This window comes from Aquidulcibacter sp., from assembly GCF_049239865.1.
In the GTDB taxonomy this organism is placed as follows: Bacteria; Pseudomonadota; Alphaproteobacteria; order Caulobacterales; family Aquidulcibacteraceae; genus Aquidulcibacter.
The window spans coordinates 21,581-43,529 of sequence record NZ_JBMLTR010000224.1 but is presented as its reverse complement, the minus strand read 5'-3'; the positions used below and the strand labels follow the sequence as shown (position 1 = coordinate 43,529).

Below are 21,949 nucleotides of genomic sequence, written 5' to 3'. Positions count from 1 at the left end.
CCTTTGGACTTTGTGTTTGTTTAGGCGCGACCGTTTCAGGCCGCTTTTTGGACAGTTTCTCCGGTTATCGCTTGATAGCAATGGTAGGTTGCATGTCCGAGCCACGGAAACACAATGATGAGACCGACAAAGCCTGTGGCGAGCGATAGAGCAACCAACATTGCGATATTAAACGCGAAAGAGGCCATAGCGCCTTTGTTGCGGGACACCGCAATCACGGAAACCAGCATGGCCGTCATGGCGTCAACAGGGCGGTTGGCTGCGAGCGGAATCGAGACCACGGAGACCACATAGCCGATGGTGGCAAGGGCACCGCCAACGACAGTACCGATCGTGACCATGATTAGGCCTTCTGGTGTCTGCAAGGCAAAATCCAAAAAGTCCAAATGCATCGCGGGCTCTCGCGCGCTCGACGCAAAGGCGTAGAGGAAGCTGGCCAGTCGCGCCCAGACCATCAAGATCAACATAAGTACAAAGGCGACAATTGCCACTTGGCCCGGCGAGACGATGCGCGGTCTAAAGGTTGCCCTCAGCGTGATCGGCTGACCTAGTACCCGCAACCGCGAAATCTCATAGCAGCCAATGGCTAGAATCGGCCCTACCAACGCAAAGCCACCGCAAACAGCGGGCAAGAACCCCAGCATATCGGCCTGCCAAAGTACCAGAGTCATCACCCACGCCACCACAACGGGGACGAGGCCAATCAACATGCCATAGCGCCACGTCGCTTTAAAGTCGACCCAACCTTTGGCAAGCCATAACCAATGCGCGTCGGGCATCAGACGGACAATTTGCACCCGTTCGTCTTCCCCAAGCGTGATCTCAAACTGGCTCATGTCGGCCTCCGGTCTTGGCTCTAGGGTAAAGGAAAATCATCGTCATTCAGGATGCGCATTGCTGCCCCCTTAGGGTCGTCATATTGCCGGTTCTTGAGGTTCCACAGGAAAGCGAGAAGGCCGATAAAGCCCATGAGCAAGGCAATGGGGATCAAAAACATCATACCATCCATAATCTTAGCCCCCCTTTCTGCGATCTGATGCGAGGCGAAGCGCATTCAAGGTCACGATAATGGAAGACGAAGACATGGCAATGGCGGCAATAAAGGGGGTTACTAGACCCAGCATGGCAATCGGGGCAGCGATAAAGTTGTAAAGGGCTGCAAACCAGAAATTCTCCATGACGCGCTTTTTCGCTGCGCGCGCCACTTCAATTGCCTCCAGCACAGAGCCTAGTTGCTCGCCTTGGAACACGAGGTCTGCCGCCGATTGACTGGCATCGGCTGCAGTACCGGGCGCAATCGACACAAAGGCCTTGGCCAAAGCAGGCGCATCGTTCAAGCCGTCTCCCACCATCAGCACGCGGTGTCCCTGCGCTTTCAAACCATCCAGATGGGCGGCCTTCTCAAAGGGGGTCAGCTCACCCCAATAGGTTTCAATGCCTGTTGCCAAAGCGGCACGTGCGACGGCCCCGTTCCGGTCACCCGAGAGTATGATTGGCTGGAACCCGCGTGCCTTTAAGGCATGGATGGTTTGTATCGCATCAGGTCGCAAGGTGTCTTCAAAGCAGAAGCGCACAGGGGCTTGGCCTTGAATGGCAAAATAGAGTTCCGTCTCTTCTGACTGGGCGTCCTCGACGCCAACCCAGGACGCACGGCCCAAGCGCGCCCGTAGCCCGTCGATCTGGCCTTCCACGCCACAACCGGGCACTTCGCGGGCATTTTCGATTGCGGACCCGGGTCCTGCAGCGCGCGTCATGGCGCGGGCCAAAGGATGGCGAGACGCGCGCGCCAAAAGGGCAGCTTGAGCGAGTGCGGTTTCGGAGATAGCCTCTTGCCCGCTCAGGCGTGGCTGACCCAATGTCAAAACACCTGTTTTGTCAAAGGCGATGAAGTCAATCTCGGCCAAGCGCTCTAAGGCATCACCAGACTTCAGCAAAATCCCCCGCTTAAACAAACGCCCAGATGCCACCACTTGCACAGCGGGGACCGCAAGGCCGAGCGCGCAGGGACAGGTTATAATCAGGACAGCACAGGCATTGAGAATGGCTATGCGCGGCTCGACCCCTAAAAGCAGCCACGTCACGGCGGTCAAGAAAGCAGCCGCGTGAACAACAGGCACATAGAGTTTCGCAGCTCTATCAGCCCAGCGCACATAAATACTTTTGCTTTGCTCCCCCATTTCAACAAGGCGGGCAATCTCGGCTAGAAAGCTATCGTCGCTGCGCGCACTGGCTCCCAGAACCAAGCGCCCCGATAGATTCAATGCCCCGGCCCGCACCTTTTGGCCTTGTCCCAATGCCACAGGAGCTGTTTCACCTGTCAACAATGAGAAGTCAGCTTCCGACACGCCCTCAAGGATGGTGCCGTCAACGGGGATGCGGTCACCCGGCAGGATAATGACATGATCGCCTGGACGGATTTCGCTGACTGCGACACTGATGGCTGTACCGTCCGGTTCAAGCCGCGAAGCCGTAACAGCCTGCAGCGCCAAAAGATCGCGTGCGGCTTGGCGGGCCTTCTGGCGTAAGGCATGGTCAAGATAGCGGCCGATCAACAAGAAGAAGAGCAACATGGCAACGGCATCAAAATAGGCGTGCTCGCCACCGCGTACAGTCTCTACGACGGACAGGCTCGACGCTAACAAAACGCCTAGGGAGATAGGCACGTCCATATTGGCGCGCCCCTTTTTCAAAGCGTTCCACGCGCTTTTGAAAAAAGGCATGCCCGCATAAGCAGCCGTCGGCAGCGCGATACAGGCCGAAATCCAATGGAACATGGTCCTTGTACCCTCTTCCATTTCACCATTGAAATGGGCCGACCAAATGGGCACCGAAAACATCATGATGTTCATGGCGGCAAAGGCCGCTACGGCCATACAGATCAAGAGGTGACGGCCTTCTTGATCGATCACCGCTTGGGCTTTGCTGGGATCAAAGGGCTGGGCTTGATAGCCGAGATCAATCACCCGTTGAACAATGGCGCGCGGATCGATGCGGTCATCCTGCCACGTGACACTTAAGCGCCCGGTGGTTAGATTGAGGCGCGCGTTAGAAACGCCGGGAAGTGCCGTCACACCGGTTTCAATCTTGCGCAAGCACCCTGCACAACGTGCACCGCGAACAAGCAATTCAAGCGACAGCCCGCTGGCACGGTCTTGCTGGACAAAGGCACGCGGGTCCGCCGCCGCAGCGGCCGATGCCGGTGGCTCTAGCCCCGAAGGACAACCAAGAGCGGGCTCGGTGGTGGGGTTTAGCGTAGTGATAGCGTTGTCTCCGTCGAAAATTGGGGCGCGCCGTCAAGCTTGGCAGAGGCGCTAAACTTCCAGCGCCCGGGTCGAATTTGGTGGATCACTGCACGATAAATGCCAGGTGCTGTCTCTGTGAAGCTTAATACTTGGTCCTCGTTCGCATCTGTCGTGCGACCGATCGTGCCCTGCAAGCGTGCGCCAGTGAGCGGCTGCTGAGAACGGTCAGTTAAGCGCGCTTCAAGAACCGCGCCGCCACCCGTTGGCCGCTCCAAGCCCAAAGTCATAGTCCAGCCAAGCTCGGCTTGGCGCGCATTGGCGGCCAAAGTCTCGTTGAATTTCAAACCACTGATATAGGCGTGATCGGTTTCACCCGAGAAAGTCTTAAGCGCCAAAACGACGAACAGAATATTGACAGCCAACATCACAGCGAACAGACCGCCAAACATCGCCAAAACATGCCAGCCGGTTAGACGAAAGGGCTTAGACGGAACGGTAAGGTCAGTCATCGTCGTCTCTCTCCTCAGATTGATCTCCACGAATGAAGACAGATTTGGATTTCGCGATCTCGCCATCCTTGGGAGATGTCACTTCGATCATCACGGGCACCGAACGATGTTCAAGGCGCTCTGGGTCAGCGACAATAAACAAACGGACTTGGGCGACGCGATCAGGTCCGGCAGTCAAAACAACGCTATTGTCGACGACAGGCATCTCATTGGCCTGTAATTGCCCGCCTTCCACGCCTTGGATGCGAATTCTGACCTCGCGTGTATGGTCAGCCTTGTTGAGAACTTTGACGGTATAAGCATTGCGCACTTGGCCGGTTGAGAGCGGCACAAACAAGGGTGCGCGGTCCCGCTGAACATTGACGTCCAAGGTCGTGCGCAAAAACAGGCTGCCGAGCATCAGGCCGCTGATGCCGACAAACAAAACCCCATAAAACAGCGTGCGCCCACGAATAAAACGATAGCCGGACTTTTCCCCGGCCTGTCGACGTTCAATATTCTGGATGGTGTCGTAAGCGATCAGGCCCTTGGGCCGATCAATTTTCACCATGATCTCGTCGCACGCGTCGATGCACAGCGCGCAATTGATACACTCAATTTGTAAGCCATCGCGGATATCAATCCCGGCAGGGCAAGCGGCAACGCATTGGCGACAATCGATACAATCGCCGCGGCCTTCCCAACTATCATTCTTCTTATGGGGGCCACGTGGGTCGCCGCGGTCATAGCGATAGGTAACCGATAGGGCTTCCTGATCGAGCATGGCGGCCTGAATGCGCGGCCAAGGGCACATATAGGTGCAGACCTGCTCCCGCAGGGTACCGGCAAAAACATAAGTCGTTGCCGACAGAAGGCCAGCAAACACATAGGCCGACATCGGGGCCTTTAAAGTAAAAAAGCCAGCAAACAAAGTTGGCGCATCGTGGAAATAGGCCACAAACCAGCCGCCCGTCGCAAGCGAGATCATCAGCCATACCATATGCTTGCCGACTTTCCGCCAGGCCTTGTTGAAGTCCCAAGGCTGTTTGTCGAGCCGAATGCGCTGGTTGCGATCGCCCTCAAACCAATGTTCGACTGCGATGAAGAGGTCCGTCCAGACCGTCTGCGGGCAGGCATAGCCACACCAGATGCGACCAAATAGGGCTGAGGCCAGAAACAGACCAATCGCGCCCAAAATCAAGAGCCCGGTTACGTAGTAAAGTTCTTGAGGCCAAATCTCGATTGGGCCGAAGTAAAATCGCCGCCCCGTGAAATCAAATAACAGGAATTGGTCTGGCGCGGCCCCGGGTCGGTCCCAACGCAGGAATGGCACTAAATAATAGATTCCTAGCAACAGGCCCACGATCAGCCATTTGGTTCGCCGCCAAAACCCGTGCACTGCCTTGGGATAGATCTGCTGGCGCTTCTCATACAGCTCCCGTTGCTGCGCGTTGTTCACCGCAACAGCATCAGAGCGCGCCACACCGTGCGCGGCCTCACCACTCGCAAGAGCGGCAGGGCCTGCAACGTCTAGAGTGTCAATGATCTTCATTTGACCTCAGGGGGAAATGACACGTTTAGGTGCCACCGCCGAGTGAATGGACATAGACCGCCAGGGCATCCAAAGTCGCTGGATCAAGGCGTTGCGACATCGTGGGCATGACCCCACCGCGTCCGAGATTGATCTGGGTGGTGATCTCTTGGGCCGTTCCACCATAGAGCCATTCTTTGTCGGTCAGGTTAGGGGCACCTTGGAGTGGATCTCCCTTCCCTTCGGCACCGTGGCAAGCCACACAATTCGTCGCAAACACCTGTGCCCCCCGTGCGGCGGCATTAGCGTCAGCGGGCTGGCGCGACAGCGTCAACACAAATTGGGTAACATCAGCAATCTGTTGGGGTTCCAACAATTTGTCGCGACCAAAGGAAGGCATTTGGCTGAAACGTGCATCTGGATGATCTGTCCGGATCCCGGTTTGCAAGGTCGAACGAATGCCTTGGATCGACCCGTCCCACAGCCAGACGTCATCGACGAGGCTTGGATAGCCTTTGGCGCCTTGGCCACCCGCCCCATGGCAGGTTGAACAATTTTGGGCAAAGGCAACGCGCCCCGATTCTTGGGCAAACTGGAACAATTCCTTGTTCTTGCTAACTAATTCAATCGGGGTTGCATGGAGTTGGGCAAATTGGGGTGCACGAGAGCTGACGAGCTTTGCCACTTCTTGATCGACTTGGCGCCGGTCCGACATACCCAATAGGCCTTTTGTATTGCCTGAGATGGTTGGCCAAGCGGGCATGGCAATCCAATAGACCACGGCCCAGGCGATACAGGCATAGAAGGTCAGCACCCACCAACGCGGCAGAGGATTATTCAATTCCGTGATGCCATCCCAGGAGTGGCCGGTGGTCTCCACGCCGGTGATGTCGTCCTTTGGTTTCTTATCGGACATGGTCAATATCCTCATTCTCAAGTGGCATACGGGCAGCCTTATCGAATTTGGCGCGATTACTAGGCCAGAAGACGTACAGGCAAACGGCAGCGAAGATGGCCATGAAGTAAATCATGCCCGAGGTTTGTGCGAAGGCAGACAATTGTTCGTATGACATGGACGCCTCCCTAGCGTAGGTTTTCAGCCTTCATGGGCTCATAGGTTTTGAAATCGACCATGGTGCCAAGGACCTGAAGATAGGCCACCAAGGCGTCCATTTCGGTCACTTTGGATGGATCACCGTCAAAGTCGCGAACCGTGACCTTGCCGCCATAGCGGGCCTGCAAGCCCTCGCTATCCGCGTTGGGATCGGCCTGAGCCATCAAGTCCGTCTTGGCATTGTCGATATCGGCTTGCGTATAAGGCACACCGACCCGGGTTTGGGCGACGATATGTTTGTCGACCACATCCTTGATGCCGATTTCGCGGCCTTCCAAGAAGGCGTAAGGCGGCATGATGGATTCAGGCACGACCGAGCGAGGATTGATCAGATGCTGGACGTGCCACGCATCGGAATATTTTGCGCCCACCCGAGCGAGGTCCGGCCCCGTCCGCTTGGAACCCCATTGGAAGGGGTGATCATACATGCTCTCAGCGGCGAGACTATAATGGCCATAGCGCTCAATCTCGTCGCGCAAAGGCCGGATCATTTGGCTATGACATGTGTAGCAGCCTTCGCGGATATAGACCCCACGCCCCGCTAACTCGAGCGGTGTATAGGGGCGCACTCCGTCGACTTTCTCAATGGTTTGTTCGATGCGGAACAAAGGCGCGATCTGGACGATCCCACCAATCGAGACCACCAATAGAATCCCGACCAGAAGGATCATTGAGTTACGCTCGATAATGCCGTGATTTTTGAAAAGCATGATCGTTGCTCCTACTCAGCGGGGACAAGGTTAGGATTGGTGAGGACAAGCGGCTCTTTCTTGGCGACGGCCCCATCGATCGTCCGCCATAGATTATAGGCCATTATGCAGGTGCCAATGAGGTAGAGGAGGCCGCCAATTGCCCGGACGATATAGGGCAGGTGCATGGCTTTGACGGTTTCCACAAAGGAATAGGTCAAGAAGCCAAACTCATTATAGGAGCGCCACATGAGACCCTGTTGAATACCCGACACCCACATGGAGGAAATGTAGAACAAGATACCAATGGTGGAGAGCCAGAAGTGCATCTCAACGAGCTTCAAGGAATAAAGTCGCTCGCGCTTCCACAGCCAAGGCGTCAGGGCATAAAGGGCACCAAACGATACCATGCCGACCCAACCCAAAGCACCTGAATGCACATGGCCGATGGTCCAATCGGTGTAGTGGGAGAGCGAGTTGACCGCCCGCACCGACATCACTGGGCCTTCAAACGTACTCATGCCGTAGAAAGCCAGCGAGGCCACAAACATCCGCAGCACGGGGTCTGTCCGCAACTTGTCCCAAGCGCCAGACAAGGTCATCAAGCCGTTGATCATGCCACCCCAGCTGGGCATCCAGAGGATGATCGAGAAGGTCATCCCCAAGGTCTGTGCCCATTGTGGCAAAGCCGTATAGTGCAAGTGGTGCGGGCCAGCCCAGATATAGATAAAGATCAGGGCCCAGAAGTGCACGATCGACAATTGATAGGAATAAACCGGCCGATTCACTTGCTTGGGAATGAAATAATACATGATGGCGAGGAAGCCCGCCGTCAGGAAGAAGCCCACGGCATTATGGCCATACCACCATTGGGTCAGCGCGTTTTGCACGCCACCGAACAAAGGATAAGACGTGGTGGCAAAGGGTGAGGTTGGCACAGCCAAATTATTCACCACATGCAGCATGGCAATGGTGACGATGAAGGCCAGATAGAACCAATTAGCCACGTAGATATGTGGCTCTTTCCGCTTCCACAGCGTGCCTAGGAACACCAGAAGATAGGCGACCCAAACGACCGTCAACCACAAGTCCACGTGCCAGGTGGGTTCGGCATATTCTTGGCCGGAAGTAACGCCCATCAAATAGCCGGTTGCGGCCAGAACGATGAAGAGCTGATAGCCCCAGAACACAAACCAAGGCAGCATACCGCCGAACAATCTGGCGCGACAGGTGCGCTGAACCACATAAAAGCTAGTTGCGAGCAGCACATTGCCTCCAAAGGCGAAGATGACTGCCGACGTATGCAAGGGCCGTAAGCGCCCGAAGTTCAAAAACCCAAAGTCTTTGAAGTACAGCAATTCCGGAAAGGCCAATTGCGAGGCGATTACCACCCCAACCAGCATCCCAACGATGCCCCAAAAGGTGGAGGCTATCACTCCGAACCGGATCACCCCATCGCTATAGGTGGACTGATCGTTTTGAAGTGCGGTGCCATGGGCCGTAAAAACTAAGCCCAGCGCGGCCGTTATGGCAGCGCCGAGGAAAATCCAGCCATGGACAGTCATGCCCACATCTTCGGCATGCGACGTGGCGAAGATAGCCCAGAGAGCGACTAGGAATGCGACGCCACAGGTAAAAATAATATCGAAGCGAGGCAACGCTTTCGATTTGAGTAGGTTTGGTTCCATCGTAAGACAGGCCCCCCAGAAGCCAGCACGGTTCATCCGTGCCCCGGTCACAGATCCGTGATACGCCCTATTTCCACACAAATAAAAGGGTTATTTTGTCGCAGGGTCTGCGCGCCATTTTTGCTGGATATTATCAGGCCTTTCAGGCATGGTGACAGTATCACAAACACGTGAAGAGGCTTTTGGTTCCATGCGCACTTTTAAGGCTATTACCGATCAAGCCACTGAAGAATCGCCTATTTTGCACGATAATCGCATTATAGCGCTCGCGTTGATAAGTGTCGGCGCTCTCTTAATCGCTTTAGGACCTTGGTTAGCCGGTACGTCCCAGACTTTAGGCAGCTGGTGCCATCATGCCGTTGGCATAAGTGCGCAAAGCCTTCTGCGAGAGCTTATTTGGATCGCCAGCGAGCACTGTGGCTATTGTTATATAGGCGCAATGATGATCGGCACGGGCATCGCCACTGGCGTGCGACGCGGCTTCTAGTGCCATGTCAAAAGGCAAGGGCCTAGATCGGCGCTTTTAGATCAAAGCCAAGTGCAGAATCATCGCCAGAGCCACCACTAGATGCGCCATCTGGCGACAGAATTTGTGCGATAGACTTCATGCTCAGAATCGACTGGATGACATCTAGGCCTGCCTCTTCCTGCTTCCGATCCCCTGCCCCGTAAAGTTGAGCCAGCATGGTCGGATTTAGCCCTGCCAAGGACTTGTCCTCCCCATCGGCAACTTGGCCTAGCATGCGCATGAAGTCATTGGGTTGGCCGTTGAAATAGTCATTTTCAAGTAGGTTCGCCATCAAGCGGCTTGCGAGCGCCCGATCAATCGTCCCAGCGGCATAGGTTTTTGGGCCAAACAAATGCGCAGGCTCGTCGCCTAATTCATGCTGGCTCACAGCGGGTGCTTGCCGGTTAGCAGTCGCGCGCAGATTGTCCAAGACTTCTGCAACCGTGCGCTCGGCCCCCCCATTTTTATAAAAGATCGGACGGTTCGCAGCTGCTGCACTCGGAAACAAGTCGGCAGCGCTGGCCCATGGCCGGTCGCGCGCGGCATTGACCAATTCAGCAGCCCCGCCTGCCCCGAGAAAGTGCGCAGCATAAAGGTCGCCGGCTTCAGGCTCTTGACCGGTGCGACCGCGCAAATAATCTGCATTGTCGCTGGCAAATTCTGCCGCCATCAGGGATGAAATTTTGGGGTCATAGCGCATGTCCAAGATTGCTCGACGCAGCCCAGGGTCCGACACATTTGGGCGGCCATTGGCCCCCATTTCAATCATCGACGCTTCCGCGCCCAAGCCGTGCTTGGCCCCGTGCCGCTTGACCGTTGTGAGCCATGTTGCGTCAAGAAACTGAAACAGGCCCGTGGCGCTAGACGTTTTGGCTTCAGCCTTAGGATTGAGCGAGCTCTCACGGACAGCGGTCGACAACAGAAACTGGAAACTCATGCCCGTGGTGCGCGAGGCGTGGGCAATAGCTTGGCGTACGGGTGAGCCGCCAATGGCTTCAGGTGTCACTTGCTTGTCTCCTACAGCGCTTCAGCCGCACTTCGGGCGACCGGTTCCACAGGTGCAGGATCAACCAAACATGGTTAAGACTCTGTTAGCGTAATTCTAACATGCAGAAATCAATAAGATTTTGGTAGACCCAAAACCTTCTCCGCCACGAAATTGAGAATCATTTCGCGCGAAACCGGTGCGATCCGAGCAATCATTGATTCGCGGAACATGCGTTCGACCTGATATTCCTTGGCATAACCCATCCCGCCATGCGCCAGCACGGCTGCCTCGCAGGCATGGTAACCAGCTTCTGCCCCAAGATATTTGGCGGCATTGGCTTCTGCGCCACAATCAAGGCCAGCATCAAACAAGGCGGCTGCCTTCATGGCCAAAAGTTCTGCGGCTTCCAACTCGCACCAGGACTTCGCCAGAGGATGTGCGACGCCTTGATTCATGCCGATGGGGCGGCCAAACACCACACGCTCCTTGGCATATTGGGCGGCGCGCCCAAGTGCAGCGCGGCCCAAGCCAATGGCTTCAACGGCGAACAACACCCGCTCTGGGTTCAGGCCCGAGAGAATATATTTGAAGCCCTTGCCTTCTTCGCCAATCAGAGCGTCGTGCGGAACTTTCAGATCCTCGATAAACAGCATATTACATTCAACCGCCTTACGACCCATTTTTGGGATGGGCTTGGCATCAATCGCGGTGCGGTCGAAGTCGCAATAAAACAGGCTGAGGCCATCGGTTGGGCGAGCGGCCTCTTCGCGCGGCGTGGTGCGCGCCAAAATCAGGATCTTGTCAGCGCGCTGGGCAGACGTGGTCCAAATCTTTCGGCCCGTAATCGTATAGCCCTCATTGGTGCGCACAGCGCGCGTGGTGATTGCAGCGGTCTCAAGGCCTGCATTCGGCTCGGTCACGGCAAAGCACATCTTATGTTCACCGGTAATAAGTTTAGGCAAAAAGGCCTGTTTTTGGGCCTCGGTCCCGAATTTCTCAATCGGCTTTGGACCAAAGATGTTTAGATGGATTGCCGAAGCGCCTGAAAAACCAGCACCGGACTGTGCCACCGTCTTCATCACAAGTGCTGCTTCAACCAAGCCAAGTCCTGCCCCGCCATAGGCCTCTGGGAAGGCACAGCCTAACCAACCGCCATCTGCCATATCGGCGACAAAAGGCTCTGGGAAACGGCCCGTCTCGTCGGTTTCAGACCAAAAGGCATCATCATATTTGGCGCAGATGCGGCCCACGGCTTCTTCAATCGCACGGTGCTCTTCACTCATTTCAAAGTCGCTCATTCTACTCGTCTCCCGTGCATTTGTCCGGACATTTATGACCCGCCTTTTAGCTGGAAAAGCGCTCGGGTGCAAAGAGGTTCATCAAAACCCCATCCAGTGTTTTGCCAGATATAAGCTGGCTTAAATAGGCACCAATAGCGGGTGCCAGCAGCCAGCCATTCCGATAGGTCCCTGTAGCGAGATAGATACCAGCTGCTCCACTTGCCCCGACCAGGGGCAGATGGTCCGGCGTATTGGGGCGCAGCCCTGCCCACGCCTCGACGACAGGAGACGCATCCAATGATGGGAGGATGGCTTTGGCTTCGGCCAGCAGTGCCAACACTGGATCGATGTCGACGCTAATTGTGGGGGCTGCCAGCGGGTCAGAGGACGCGCCAATGATGAGGCTCCCACCCCGCGACAACAGATAAATCCGGCCAGCACGCACTATAGGGCTAGCCATTCCTGGATGCGCCACGCGCACCATCTGGCCCTTGACTGGGCTTAAGGCTCTTAAGGTCGAGATAGATTGACCCATACTTGCCGCGCCATAGCCATGGGCAAGCACAATTGCTTCCGCTTCAAGGGTACGTCCATCCAAAAGGTGAACACGATGCGGGGCGAGTGTCTCGGCTTGGCCGATGACAAGGTCGCCACCGAGCACTTGAAACTGGTTCAGCAGGCTCTTAAGGGCCGCACGGGGCTCCAACGCGCGCTCGCCTAGCGCTCTAAAGGCCGCCTGTGCGGTTAGGCCGTTTGGCACAGAAACAGGTTCGAGGTCCAAGCCGAGTGTAGCGGCCCGGCGCTGTAAGGCTGAAAGCGCCCCCTCTTCATCTTGTGTGCGAGCTAGGAAAAGGCTGGGTGCTTGCAAATCGATCGCGCAAGTCTGCGCCAATTGTTGCCATTGTTCAGCGCTCTTCAAGGCGAATTGGACATAAGAGTCCGGACAGGCTGGATCAGCTGCCATCTCATAAAGCGGTGCCAGCATGCCGCCAGAGGCCCAACCAGCGCCACGCACGCCTGAATCAACAATCGCAACGCGATAGCCATCCCGGAGAAGCGCGATGCCAGTACAAAGGCCGACAGGTCCTGCCCCGACGATCACAATGGATGATTGACTCGGCATTGTCATTGGATCGGCTGTGTCATGGGGAAGGCTCAACCCTCAGCCAAAAGAATGAAATGTCGAAAGAGCCATCTGGGGCCATAAATGGCCAAAGGGCAAAACTCGCATGGTACCGTGAAGTGGAATTGAACCGCTGACCTCCAGAGCCACAATCTGGCGCTCTAACCAACTGAGCTACCACGGCACACATGCGAGGGGGCGGGAGATATACTGTCCGCCCTTTTTCTTCAAGTCCCCTAGTGTTCAAATCCATGTTTTGCTTCAGCTTGCGCTAGAACAAATAGCCTAATTTTTCGATTTGGACGCGCAATTTGCCGAGCCGGACGCTCGTTCGCGGGATGTCTGTGAACCGGCTAGAATTGCGCAATTTTTTTGAAGACGCCCAGCGGGTCCAGAGCGCCAGAGTCGCGCGGGGGTCATAGCCTGAAGCAAGATGGGCCTTTAGAGCATTGCGGTCCAATTCCTCACCACGGACATTGGTTTGGAGCGCAAGAGCACGTTGGCAAAACCAAGCAGCCACTTCCACTTCTGACTGACAGGCCGCCAGAAACCCAGTCGTCACCCAAGCTTTGCCACCAATCAAAACCTCTGCAGCCACCGCATCGGTTTCGAAAAGGCCGACTTCAAGTGCCTGACTTTTTTGGCCAAGCGTCGACCAAACTAGATTGGTTACTTTGAGAAAACGCTCATGATCTGGCCCAGCTTGACGGAAATTGGCCAATGCCTTCAGCTGTGACCAGTCATTAGCTCTGTATGCACGCGCCCCTGCGTGACTTGTAAAGCCAACCAATCCAATAGCCGCTGCGCCTAGGATGGTACGGCGCTTCAGTGCCACTCCTGTGCCCCGCCTGCGACCTTGACTTTCCGGCACGCTCTCGCCCACGTCACACAACCCTCGCCTCTATCCAGCCAAGGCCGCTACGCCGCCTAGAGGCGCAAATCAAGCCTAGCTACCCCGTCAGGGCTTTGCTGCGGTAGCTTTAGAGTCGGACGGTGCAGGCTTTTCCGGCACAACCTGAATACGGATCGAGTTTTGCGGCACGAGATAGCGCTTGGCGATCTCGTGCAATTGCGCGGGGGTGATCGCAAGAAGGCGGGCCTCGGTTCCTGCTTCGCGGTCGCGAACAAAGCCCTTTTGTGATCCAGGTAGTTTTGGCGCATCCAATTCTGACAAGATGAATGACCAGAAACTATTGCTCTGGCGGGCGCGCGGGCGACCTTTGACGGCAGGCTCTATCACACGTGTAAGCTCGTCTTGGGTGACGCCATTTTTTACCAAGTCTGCCGCGATCCCATCAATTATGGCTTCCACTGGTTTGACTTGATCGGGTGTTACTGAAGCTTGGGCGTAGAAACGCCCAAGGTCGGCGAGATTTGAATATGTCCAACCGCCGTCGGGTGAATAGGATTGACCGGCAGCCTCACGAACTTTGTCAGTTAACCGCAACTGAAGGATGCTAGCCAATACATAATAACGCTCCGTCTCAAATGGATCGATGCCGCCCTTGGTACGCCACGACACATGGACAATTGCCTGTTCTGGTGGGCCCTTATGGTTCAAAACCCGCGCGGCTTGGCCAGTGGGAACGGAGCGGATCGTTGCCAATTGTGCTGTATTAAGCGGCAATCCGGCGCGCTTTGGTAGGGCACCAAAGGTCCTGGCGACAGCGACTACTACGGCATCGAAATCCGCGTCACCAACAACAACGACATGGATCGTCCCCTCACCGAGCAAGCGCTTCAACCTTGCCTTGCCTTTCTCATCATCGCTCTCGAGCGTTCTTTGTAGGTTTGGCTCAGCGTAGATGGGATTCCCGGTTGCAAAATAAGTTGGCTCATAGAACCCAAATACCCCTGAGGCCGTTTGAGTGTAGGAGTCCCAACTTGCCTTTAGAGCATCCCGCGCCAGACGGGCAGGACGTGGACCCATCCGTGGTTCAACCACTTGGCTCAACATGACTTGCAATTGCTCAGGCAAATCCGCGATCGCTGGGCTTGCATACATTTCCAGCGTGTCCGGATCGATCCGGACCGAGGCTAATGAAGTTGACCGACCTGCAAAGGCGCTGATCGATTGATCCAATGTCAAATCTCCAACACCGTCACCACCCCATGCAGCATCGGCAAATGTAGACCAGAAAGGATTATCTTGTGGGAAGGCCAAATGGCCCGCATTAATCCCGATGCGGATATTGGCGCGGTCTTTTGTATAATCGGTATGCATGAAGGACAGGCGCACACCGTTCTCAAAAATCACCACTTTGGCTTTAGGATGCGCGAGTTCTTCGACTTTTTTGACCTTGCCCGGAGGCCCAAGATTGAGGGGTGTAAACTCAGCCTTTTTGACCTCCTCGCGTTTGGGCAGCGGAGCGGCCATGGCGGTTTTCCAAGCATCAAGAACCGTCTTTTCGCCGCCGTTGACTGGTGCTTTAGCAATCAGAATTAGCGCTGGATCCCCACCCTGCCACCAAGAGACGAAAGCACGATTGACCGCCTCTGGCGTTGCAGCTGCAGCCAATTGGTCAAAAATGGCCAAATTATCTTGCGGACTGGTTGTCACGCCATCAGCACCAAGCGCACCGATCAATGAGCCGGATATCCCTGTCGTCCGGCGCGTAGGCTCTTCCTTAATTGCGCGCTCAAGTCCAAGCCTGTTCTCTTTGATCTCTTCTTCAATTTCTGCCGCTGTGAAGCCGGTGGCTAAAGCCTGACGCAATTCTATCACAACAGTCTTCAAGGCCTCTTGCCACGCGTCCTCTCTCGGCAGAACGGCAAAAGTGGCCGTTATTCCATTCTCATCTGTCACCTTTTGATAAAAGACCCCCAAGGTAGGCGGATTATCAACCAATTGAAGGCGGGCGAGCCGTCGTTGGAAGACGCCTTGAGCCAGGGACTGTAAGCCCGACCATTTGCGTTTCGCCTGTGTGTCGAGATCGCCGTAATCGGTCTCATCGGGACGGCTCTGCGCCACCATAACAACAATGGGCTGCTCAGGTTCAACAATGATTTTGGCCCGAAGTGGGCTCACGTCCCACGTGCCATTGTTCGGATCAGATGGTGCTTTGGCCGCTTTCGGCTTCCAATCTGAGAACTTTGCTGTGATGAGGGCCTTTGTGGCTTCCACATCCACGTCGCCTGTAACCACTAGAACAGCGCGCTCTGGCCGATACCACGTTTCGTAGAATTCGCGCACTTTGGCGGCAGTCGCAGTCTCCAAGATTTCCTTCACACCAATAGGATCGCGCAGCGTGCTGATGTCTTTGGGGTACAAGAATTCAGTGATTTGCCGCGATATCCGTCGCCCCGGCCCATCACCGTCATTCATCTCGGAAATGACCACGCCGATCTCGCGCTTAATCGCATCGTCTTTCAACAACAGACGATCGGCCGTCTCGCGAAAAATCGATAGAGCCGTATCCAACCTGCCACCATCGGCGCTGGGGATGTCGAGCTTATACATTGTCTCTTCAAGATTCACATGCGCATTGACGTGGCTACCAAAACTTGCGCCCAAACGCTCCATCGTCTTGGTGAGTTCACCTTCGGGAATATTAGTAGAGCCGTTAAACGCCATATGCTCGATGAAATGGGCAAAGCCACGCTGATCGTCACGCTCGTACTTCGAGCCCGCCTCAATCCGAAAGCGCAGCGACACTTGTTTTTCCGGTAATTTGTTAGGGCGGATGGCATAGCGCAGGCCGTTCGGCAAAACGCCATAGACCACATCTTTACTGGGCTTAAGATCCGATCCTTCCCACGGCCAAACTGCACCGGGCGGCGTGGCCGCGACTGGGCGCGTCTGGCTAATGGCTTGGGCTGCAACCTGTTGAGGTAGAGCGGGCAAGGCAAGCAAAACTGAAATACAAAAAAGCGAAGCGGTGCGAACAATGCAATGTTTAATCATGGAACGATCCAACCACAGGTTAAACCCTTTGCCAAGGTGGCAGATACGCTAGATGACGGAGATGACAATGTTGTTTACAGTAGCTCAAAACGGCAGCTCAGGGGGCTAGGCGCATGCGAATCTCAACTCACTTCTGGCGGAAAATCGGCTCTTGTGCGCTGGCAGGCAGTCTTGCACTCGCGCCCCTCCAAAGCGTGCAAGCTCAAACAAATCCAACCATAGGGATCGTTCGTCCAGGCGACCGTATCGCCGGACCAGCCTTTGCGACCCGCAGCCCTGCCTATGGCATGAATGGGGCCGCGGCCACTGCCCAGCCTATTGCGACCCAGATTGCCATAGACACACTGAAACAAGGCGGAACGGCCGTAGATGCTGCAATCGCCGCCAATGCGGCCTTGGGCCTGTTGGAACCTACTGGCAACGGCATTGGTGGCGACCTGTTCGCCCTGATCTGGGACCCCAAGACGCAAAAGCTTTACGGCATCAATGGCTCTGGCCGCGCGCCCATGGGCATGAGCCTCGCCGATCGCGCAGCACGCGAGGCCAAGATCAAGACCAGAATCCCCGGTAGCAGACCGTCGTTTGGCAGCTTGACCGTCACCGTACCCGGGGCCGTCGATGCTTGGTACACGATGCACAGCCGCTTCGGGAAATTGCCCATGGCCAAAGTATTGGCTCCAACGATCGCTTATGCCGAAGCCGGGACCCCCGTCCCGCCTGTGATTGCTTATTATATGGCGGGAAATCTCAAACGCCTCGAAGAGCGTGCCAAAGCGGGGGAAGTGGAAGAGTTTGACAATGCCCGCAAAACCTATTTCGCCAATGGCCCCGTTAAAGCAGGCGAAGTTTTCAAAAACCCCGATCTGGCCAAGACCCTTAGCTTGATCGCCCGTGGCGGACGGGACGCTTATTACAAAGGTCCTATCGCCCAGACAATTGACGCCTATATGCGCCGGATCGGCGGGCCCCTGCGGGCGAGCGACCTTGCAGCCCATAAGAGTGAATGGGTCGAGCCGATCTCGGTGAAATATCGTGGCTATGATGTCTGGCAATTGCCGCCCAATAGCCAAGGCGTCACCACACTACAAATGCTGGGCATCCTCAATCAGTTTGACTTAGCAGGCGCAGGATTTGGCACAGCAGAAAGCTTACACCTTCAAATAGAAGCCAAGCGCTTAGCGTTTGAAGATCGCGCGAAGTTTTTGGCTGACCCTGCCTTTGCAAAAGTTCCGACTTCGGGCCTGATCAACCCGGCCTATTTAAAAGGCCGTGCCGGGCTGATCGATCCAAACAAGGCAACAGTCGAAGTAAGTGCCGGCGACCCCAGCCAATTTGAGAAGGGCGACACCACATTTCTGGTCACCTCAGATTCCAGCGGCATGATGGTCGCGTTGATCCAGTCCAATTATCGCGGCATGGGTTCTGGCCTAGTCGCCGATGGCTTGGGCTTTATGTTCCAGAACCGGGGGGAAGCCTTCGCGCTCGATCCAGCGCTGCCCAACGTCTATGCACCCGGCAAGCGGCCCTTCCATACGATCATTCCGGGCTTTGTGACCAAGGATAATCAAGCCTTTATGGCCTTTGGCGTCATGGGTGGCGCGATGCAGCCACAAGGCCAAACCCAGATTGTCGTCAATATGATCGATTATGGCTTGGACGCCCAATCGGCAGGCGATGCGCCTCGTTGGCGACATGAGGGCGGTTGCGAACCTGAAGGCGGCTGTAAGCCGGGACTGGGCCGAGTTGCCCTTGAATCTGGCTATCCCGATGCTACGCGCGCAGGCCTTACCCAGAAGGGCTGGACCTTGAGTGGCGCTGACGGTGATTTTGGCGGCTATCAGGCTATTAAGCGCGACCCCAAAACAGGGGCCTATGAAGCCGCCACTGAAAGCCGCAAGGATGGCACAGCCTTGGCCTATTGAGGCTTGGTGCAACTTCGTAAATATCCAAGGGGCCGTGTTCACATGGCCCCTTTTTTCGTTTCGTGCGTTGAGCCAAAGATGAACGCAAATGAAATGGCGACCTCACAGGTCGTTCAGATGGCGCGCTTTAAAAAGAGGGTCATCGCCCCAAGCACTCGGTCTTGGTGCCTGCGTCTGGAGACTGAAGATGAAAAAAGCTCTGATACTTGCCTTAACTGGCCTTGCCACTCTGGCCAGTGCCCCTGCTGCGGAAGCCCAGCGCTTTGACCGTGGCCGCCCTTCCATCACTTTGTACGCCGGAACCGATTTCCGCGGACAGGCTGTGACCATAACCGGCGACGCGCCTGACCTGCGCCAGCTCAATTTCGACGAAGCTGCCGGCAGTTTGGTGGCACGCGGCGATTGGCAAGTCTGTTTGGATGCCAATTATGGCAGCCGTTGCCGGACCTACAGCGACTCCATCCCCAATCTGGAATCCTTCAGGGGTCGCATTTCCTCGGTGCGTTATGTTGGTCGAGGCAGTGTCATAAACCCCGGCCTAGGCGGTGGGTATGGCCCCGGCGGCGGTTACGGCCCTCCAGGTGGTGGCTTTGGCCAGGGCGGCGGGTACGGCCCAGGCTATGGAGGTGGAACACCACCCCGTTACACTGGTCAAACCACATCGGGCCGTGCCACCGTTTTCTTCCCCGGCTCGGTCTCCCAAGGCCAGTTTGGTGGCCGCAATGACGCAAACCAATTCTGCCGCGACCAAGGTCTCCGCGACGCAGTCTATTCCGGCCAAGATCGCAATGGCAATTTGGAAGACGTTCTCTGCCGCCGTTAGTCTGACCTAAACCGAAAACAAAAAGGCCGCGGTGTTCCCACCGCGGCCTCTCTTTTTAACGAGTCTCTCGCCGATTAGAAGTCGAGCGAGACGCGACCGTACACATAACGGCCCGAGAAGCCGAATGGCGAATAACGCGAGAACGCAGATGCGCCCGAGTTGTTCAAGGTTGTGAAGGTCGATGGCGTCAGGACCGTGGTGCCTGGCGTCTTGCGTGGATAGACATCGGTTGCGTTTTCAACGCCCAAGGTCAGGCTGATCTTGTCGGTCAGCTTGTAGCGGCCTTCGATGTCGAACAAGACCTCAGGGGACAGGACGATATCGCGCGCGGCATCGGTGCCGGGCTCAGTCACTTCACCATAATAGGTGGCCTTGAACGTCGTACCAAACTTGCCGAGCGTCCAATTGGTATTGAACGAGGCCTTTTGCTTTGGCTGGCCTTCGGTCAGCGTCAGCGTGTTGATCCGGTTGAACAATTGGGTTGGGGTCAACCCAATGGCGGTCAAAGCTGGGATGACTGGGGTCTTGTCCAGCTTGGTTTCGTTGACGCTCATGCTGCCCGTAAAGTCAAACCGACCAAAGTCGGTGCGCAAACGGTAGCTGGCAACCAGATCCGCGCCCTTGGTGGTGCTGTCCACACCGTTCAAGAAGAAGCGAACCGCGTTGATGCCGACGATGCCATTGGCAGCCAACAAAGTTGTCACGGCTGGCTGGTTCAAGTTTTCCGACAATACGATGCGGTTGGTCAACTCGATTTGGTAAGCGTCCAACGTGACGTTGAAGTCACCAAAGCGCAGAACGCCGCCCAGCGAGTAGTTTACCGATTCCTCTGGCTTCAACTCTGTGCCGCCCAACGCGCGACCGATCCGCGAGGTCGATGGCACGGTTAGGATTTCCAAAGGTACACCTGCAACCACGTTTGTGGATGAGGCGGTAAAGAATTGCTGTTGCAAGCTTGGTGCGCGGAAACCATTGGAAACCGAACCACGCAGCGCGAACATTTCATTGAAGTCATAGCGGCCCGAGACCTTGCCGCTGACATTGTTGCCAAAGTCGGTGTAGTCTTCAACGCGCACGGCACCCGAAACCAACAAAGCATCGGTTACGTTGACTTCGAGGTCGATGTAACCGCCGATGGCGTCACGGGACACACCGATTTCGTTGGATGGCTTAAAGCCGCCAAAGCCTTGCGAACCGGCAACGAACGAACCTTGCTGGAAGTAAGAGCCTGGCTCACCGGCGAAGATTTCATAATGATCGCGGCGCGCTTCAAGGCCGACAGCGACGTTTAAGTCAGACGCCAAGCCAACATTATAGCCCTTTACAGCCGACAAGTTTACGACGGTTTGGGTGTTATTGAAGCCACCAGCGTTGAACGAGGTTGGGCTAGCAACGCCCAATGAACGGTTCAGCGTGTTGCGGATCACGAATTCCATCTCGTTGAAACCGCGGTTTAAGCTCAGATCCACATCCCAGCCATTCCACTTGGTTTCCATGCCCAGAGCGAACGAGTTATCCGTGATCAGTGAGTTGATCTTGGGCAGGAAGCCGTTTGGATAGATTTCAACGACGTTGCGGCTATCGGCTGGCCAACGGAAGAAGGCTGCCGAAGTGGAATCGCGGCCTTGGACACTCGCCCAACCATACAGGCGGGTGGTGTCGGTCAAATCGATGCTGGCATTAGCAAACAAGGTGCCTTGGATCAGCTCACCGTCACCATATTGCTGATTCCAGCGGTTGATGGTGGCTTCACGAGGGTCAAGCGCGCCCCCTGGCAGCAAGTTATAAAGACGGCGGGTGTCATAACCTTGGCGGTTGATCGACTCACGGTTTTGAATTTCCGCAGCAATAGTCAAAGAGCCATTTTCGAACAAAGGCAAACCGACCCAAGCATTGACCGTGGTGGTTGCACCGTCATTGGCATCGCGCGAACGGATCGATTGCCACGTTGGGTTTGCGACGATGTTAGCAGCCGTGAAGTTCGTGGTGCCATTTGGCAAAGCAGGTGCTGGATCGGTGTTCACGGTGGTTTGGCGTTGGCCATAGGACACAGTGACATTGCCGCCTTCGCGACGCTGCTTCAGGCGCAAGTTGATCACGCCGGCGATCGCGTCGGAACCATATTGAGCCGATGCGCCATCGCGCAGCACTTCAACAGATTCTAGAATGCTGCTTGGGATGGTGTTCAAATCAACTGCCGAAGATCCGCGACCGATCGATCCATTGATGTTGACCAAAGACGCCGTGTGACGGCGCTTGCCATTCACAAGCACCAAGGTTTGGTCTGGTGCCAAGCCGCGCAAGGTAGCTGGACGAACAGAGTCGGTGCCGTCGACGATCGCAGGGCGTGGGAAGTTGAAGCTTGGCAAAGCGGTTGCCAATTGTTGGTTCAATTCTGGCGAACCTTGCTGGCTCAATTGTGCAGACGATACGACGTCCACAGGTGCAGCGGTGCTGAGTGCAGAGCGCGCAGCAACCCGAGTACCGGTCACAACAACGACTTCGGCTTCCTTCGTAGCAGGGGCTTCTTGCGCAAACGCTGGCGCAGCCAAAGCGGCAGCGCCCATCGCGATGATCATCGCGCGAATTGAAATTTCCATGATTTTTCCTCTTGAGTGGGTACAAACTCTCGGGGGGGCATGTGACGTC

18 protein-coding genes and 1 tRNA gene are annotated in these 21,949 nt (G+C 55.8%); 2 read left to right on the top strand and 17 right to left on the bottom strand.

The features are described 5' to 3' along the window. Positions 1-35 precede the first annotated feature (35 nt). The 16 genes from ACOVRA_RS16860 to ACOVRA_RS16785 form a co-directional block, all read right to left on the bottom strand. On the bottom strand, positions 36-836 hold the full coding sequence (locus ACOVRA_RS16860; protein WP_421721301.1) for a DUF2189 domain-containing protein: 801 nt from the start codon (positions 834-836) through the stop codon (positions 36-38). A gap of 20 nt (positions 837-856) precedes the next feature. After that, positions 857-1,009, bottom strand: coding sequence for a cbb3-type cytochrome oxidase assembly protein CcoS (ccoS, locus tag ACOVRA_RS16855; protein WP_421721300.1), 153 nt, complete (start codon positions 1,007-1,009; stop codon positions 857-859). A gap of 4 nt (positions 1,010-1,013) precedes the next feature. Beyond that, positions 1,014-3,125 carry a heavy metal translocating P-type ATPase gene (locus tag ACOVRA_RS16850; RefSeq protein WP_421721299.1) on the bottom strand — a complete coding sequence of 704 codons (2,112 nt, stop codon included), beginning with the start codon at positions 3,123-3,125 and terminating at the stop codon, positions 1,014-1,016. Positions 3,126-3,247: 122 nt separating this feature from the next. Next, a complete protein-coding gene (locus ACOVRA_RS16845; RefSeq protein WP_298230251.1) occupies positions 3,248-3,751 on the bottom strand; it encodes a FixH family protein in 504 nt (167 codons plus the stop codon). Further along, complete coding sequence (gene ccoG, locus ACOVRA_RS16840) at positions 3,744-5,282, bottom strand: cytochrome c oxidase accessory protein CcoG (RefSeq protein ID WP_421721298.1); 1,539 nt, start codon at positions 5,280-5,282, stop codon at positions 3,744-3,746. The genes ACOVRA_RS16845 and ccoG overlap by 8 nt, the downstream gene beginning before the upstream one ends. A 25-nt stretch (positions 5,283-5,307) precedes the next feature. Next, positions 5,308-6,177 carry a cytochrome-c oxidase, cbb3-type subunit III gene (gene ccoP / locus ACOVRA_RS16835; RefSeq protein ID WP_421721297.1) on the bottom strand — a complete coding sequence of 290 codons (870 nt, stop codon included), beginning with the start codon at positions 6,175-6,177 and terminating at the stop codon, positions 5,308-5,310. Continuing rightward, complete coding sequence (locus ACOVRA_RS16830) at positions 6,167-6,334, bottom strand: cbb3-type cytochrome c oxidase subunit 3 (RefSeq protein ID WP_290810605.1); 168 nt, start codon at positions 6,332-6,334, stop codon at positions 6,167-6,169. The genes ccoP and ACOVRA_RS16830 overlap by 11 nt, the downstream gene beginning before the upstream one ends. Positions 6,335-6,344: 10 nt before the next feature. Beyond that, complete coding sequence (gene ccoO / locus ACOVRA_RS16825; RefSeq protein WP_421721296.1) at positions 6,345-7,085, bottom strand: cytochrome-c oxidase, cbb3-type subunit II; 741 nt, start codon at positions 7,083-7,085, stop codon at positions 6,345-6,347. Positions 7,086-7,096: 11 nt separating this feature from the next. After that, on the bottom strand, positions 7,097-8,629 hold the full coding sequence (gene ccoN, locus ACOVRA_RS16820; RefSeq protein ID WP_421721295.1) for a cytochrome-c oxidase, cbb3-type subunit I: 1,533 nt from the start codon (positions 8,627-8,629) through the stop codon (positions 7,097-7,099). A 457-nt stretch (positions 8,630-9,086) separates the two neighbouring features. Beyond that, positions 9,087-9,245, bottom strand: a complete 159-nt coding sequence (locus tag ACOVRA_RS16815; protein WP_421721294.1) for a hypothetical protein — start codon at positions 9,243-9,245, stop codon at positions 9,087-9,089. Positions 9,246-9,261: 16 nt separating this feature from the next. Further along, the gene (locus tag ACOVRA_RS16810) at positions 9,262-10,266 is read right to left on the bottom strand and encodes a hypothetical protein (RefSeq protein WP_421721293.1); all 1,005 of its coding nucleotides are present in this window, start codon (positions 10,264-10,266) and stop codon (positions 9,262-9,264) included. Positions 10,267-10,376: 110 nt separating this feature from the next. Then, positions 10,377-11,546 carry an acyl-CoA dehydrogenase family protein gene (locus ACOVRA_RS16805; protein ID WP_421721292.1) on the bottom strand — a complete coding sequence of 390 codons (1,170 nt, stop codon included), beginning with the start codon at positions 11,544-11,546 and terminating at the stop codon, positions 10,377-10,379. 46 nt (positions 11,547-11,592) lie between these two features. Further along, positions 11,593-12,651: an NAD(P)/FAD-dependent oxidoreductase gene (locus ACOVRA_RS16800; protein WP_421721291.1), complete on the bottom strand. Its 1,059-nt coding sequence runs from the start codon at positions 12,649-12,651 to the stop codon at positions 11,593-11,595. A gap of 107 nt (positions 12,652-12,758) precedes the next feature. Next, positions 12,759-12,835, bottom strand: a tRNA-His gene (locus ACOVRA_RS16795). A gap of 87 nt (positions 12,836-12,922) precedes the next feature. Continuing rightward, on the bottom strand, positions 12,923-13,486 hold the full coding sequence (locus tag ACOVRA_RS16790; protein ID WP_421721290.1) for a hypothetical protein: 564 nt from the start codon (positions 13,484-13,486) through the stop codon (positions 12,923-12,925). Positions 13,487-13,609: 123 nt separating this feature from the next. Next, positions 13,610-16,555, bottom strand: coding sequence for a M16 family metallopeptidase (locus tag ACOVRA_RS16785; RefSeq protein WP_421721289.1), 2,946 nt, complete (start codon positions 16,553-16,555; stop codon positions 13,610-13,612). 113 nt (positions 16,556-16,668) lie between these two features. Here ACOVRA_RS16785 and ggt point away from each other — a divergent pair, with 113 nt between their 5' ends. Both ggt and ACOVRA_RS16775 read left to right on the top strand, forming a co-directional pair. After that, complete coding sequence (gene ggt / locus ACOVRA_RS16780) at positions 16,669-18,477, top strand: gamma-glutamyltransferase (RefSeq protein ID WP_421721288.1); 1,809 nt, start codon at positions 16,669-16,671, stop codon at positions 18,475-18,477. A 187-nt stretch (positions 18,478-18,664) separates the two neighbouring features. Then, positions 18,665-19,300, top strand: a complete 636-nt coding sequence (locus tag ACOVRA_RS16775) for a beta/gamma crystallin-related protein (RefSeq protein WP_421721287.1) — start codon at positions 18,665-18,667, stop codon at positions 19,298-19,300. 74 nt (positions 19,301-19,374) lie between these two features. Here ACOVRA_RS16775 and ACOVRA_RS16770 read toward each other — a convergent pair whose 3' ends face one another. After that, positions 19,375-21,900 carry a TonB-dependent receptor plug domain-containing protein gene (locus ACOVRA_RS16770; protein ID WP_421721286.1) on the bottom strand — a complete coding sequence of 842 codons (2,526 nt, stop codon included), beginning with the start codon at positions 21,898-21,900 and terminating at the stop codon, positions 19,375-19,377. Positions 21,901-21,949: the final 49 nt, after the last annotated feature.

Coding starts and splice junctions, on each gene's coding strand:
- ACOVRA_RS16860 (WP_421721301.1), bottom strand. CDS start 836: ATGAGCCAGTTTGAGATCACGCTTGGGGAAGACGAACGGGTGCAAATT.
- ccoS (WP_421721300.1), bottom strand. CDS start 1,009: ATGGATGGTATGATGTTTTTGATCCCCATTGCCTTGCTCATGGGCTTT.
- ACOVRA_RS16845 (WP_298230251.1), bottom strand. CDS start 3,751: ATGACTGACCTTACCGTTCCGTCTAAGCCCTTTCGTCTAACCGGCTGG.
- ccoG (WP_421721298.1), bottom strand. CDS start 5,282: ATGAAGATCATTGACACTCTAGACGTTGCAGGCCCTGCCGCTCTTGCG.
- ccoP (WP_421721297.1), bottom strand. CDS start 6,177: ATGTCCGATAAGAAACCAAAGGACGACATCACCGGCGTGGAGACCACC.
- ACOVRA_RS16830 (WP_290810605.1), bottom strand. CDS start 6,334: ATGTCATACGAACAATTGTCTGCCTTCGCACAAACCTCGGGCATGATT.
- ccoO (WP_421721296.1), bottom strand. CDS start 7,085: ATGCTTTTCAAAAATCACGGCATTATCGAGCGTAACTCAATGATCCTT.
- ccoN (WP_421721295.1), bottom strand. CDS start 8,629: ATGACTGTCCATGGCTGGATTTTCCTCGGCGCTGCCATAACGGCCGCG.
- ACOVRA_RS16815 (WP_421721294.1), bottom strand. CDS start 9,245: ATGGCACTAGAAGCCGCGTCGCACGCCAGTGGCGATGCCCGTGCCGAT.
- ACOVRA_RS16805 (WP_421721292.1), bottom strand. CDS start 11,546: ATGAGCGACTTTGAAATGAGTGAAGAGCACCGTGCGATTGAAGAAGCC.
- ACOVRA_RS16800 (WP_421721291.1), bottom strand. CDS start 12,651: ATGCCGAGTCAATCATCCATTGTGATCGTCGGGGCAGGACCTGTCGGC.
- ACOVRA_RS16785 (WP_421721289.1), bottom strand. CDS start 16,555: ATGATTAAACATTGCATTGTTCGCACCGCTTCGCTTTTTTGTATTTCA.
- ggt (WP_421721288.1), top strand. CDS start 16,669: ATGCGAATCTCAACTCACTTCTGGCGGAAAATCGGCTCTTGTGCGCTG.
- ACOVRA_RS16775 (WP_421721287.1), top strand. CDS start 18,665: ATGAAAAAAGCTCTGATACTTGCCTTAACTGGCCTTGCCACTCTGGCC.
- ACOVRA_RS16770 (WP_421721286.1), bottom strand. CDS start 21,900: ATGGAAATTTCAATTCGCGCGATGATCATCGCGATGGGCGCTGCCGCT.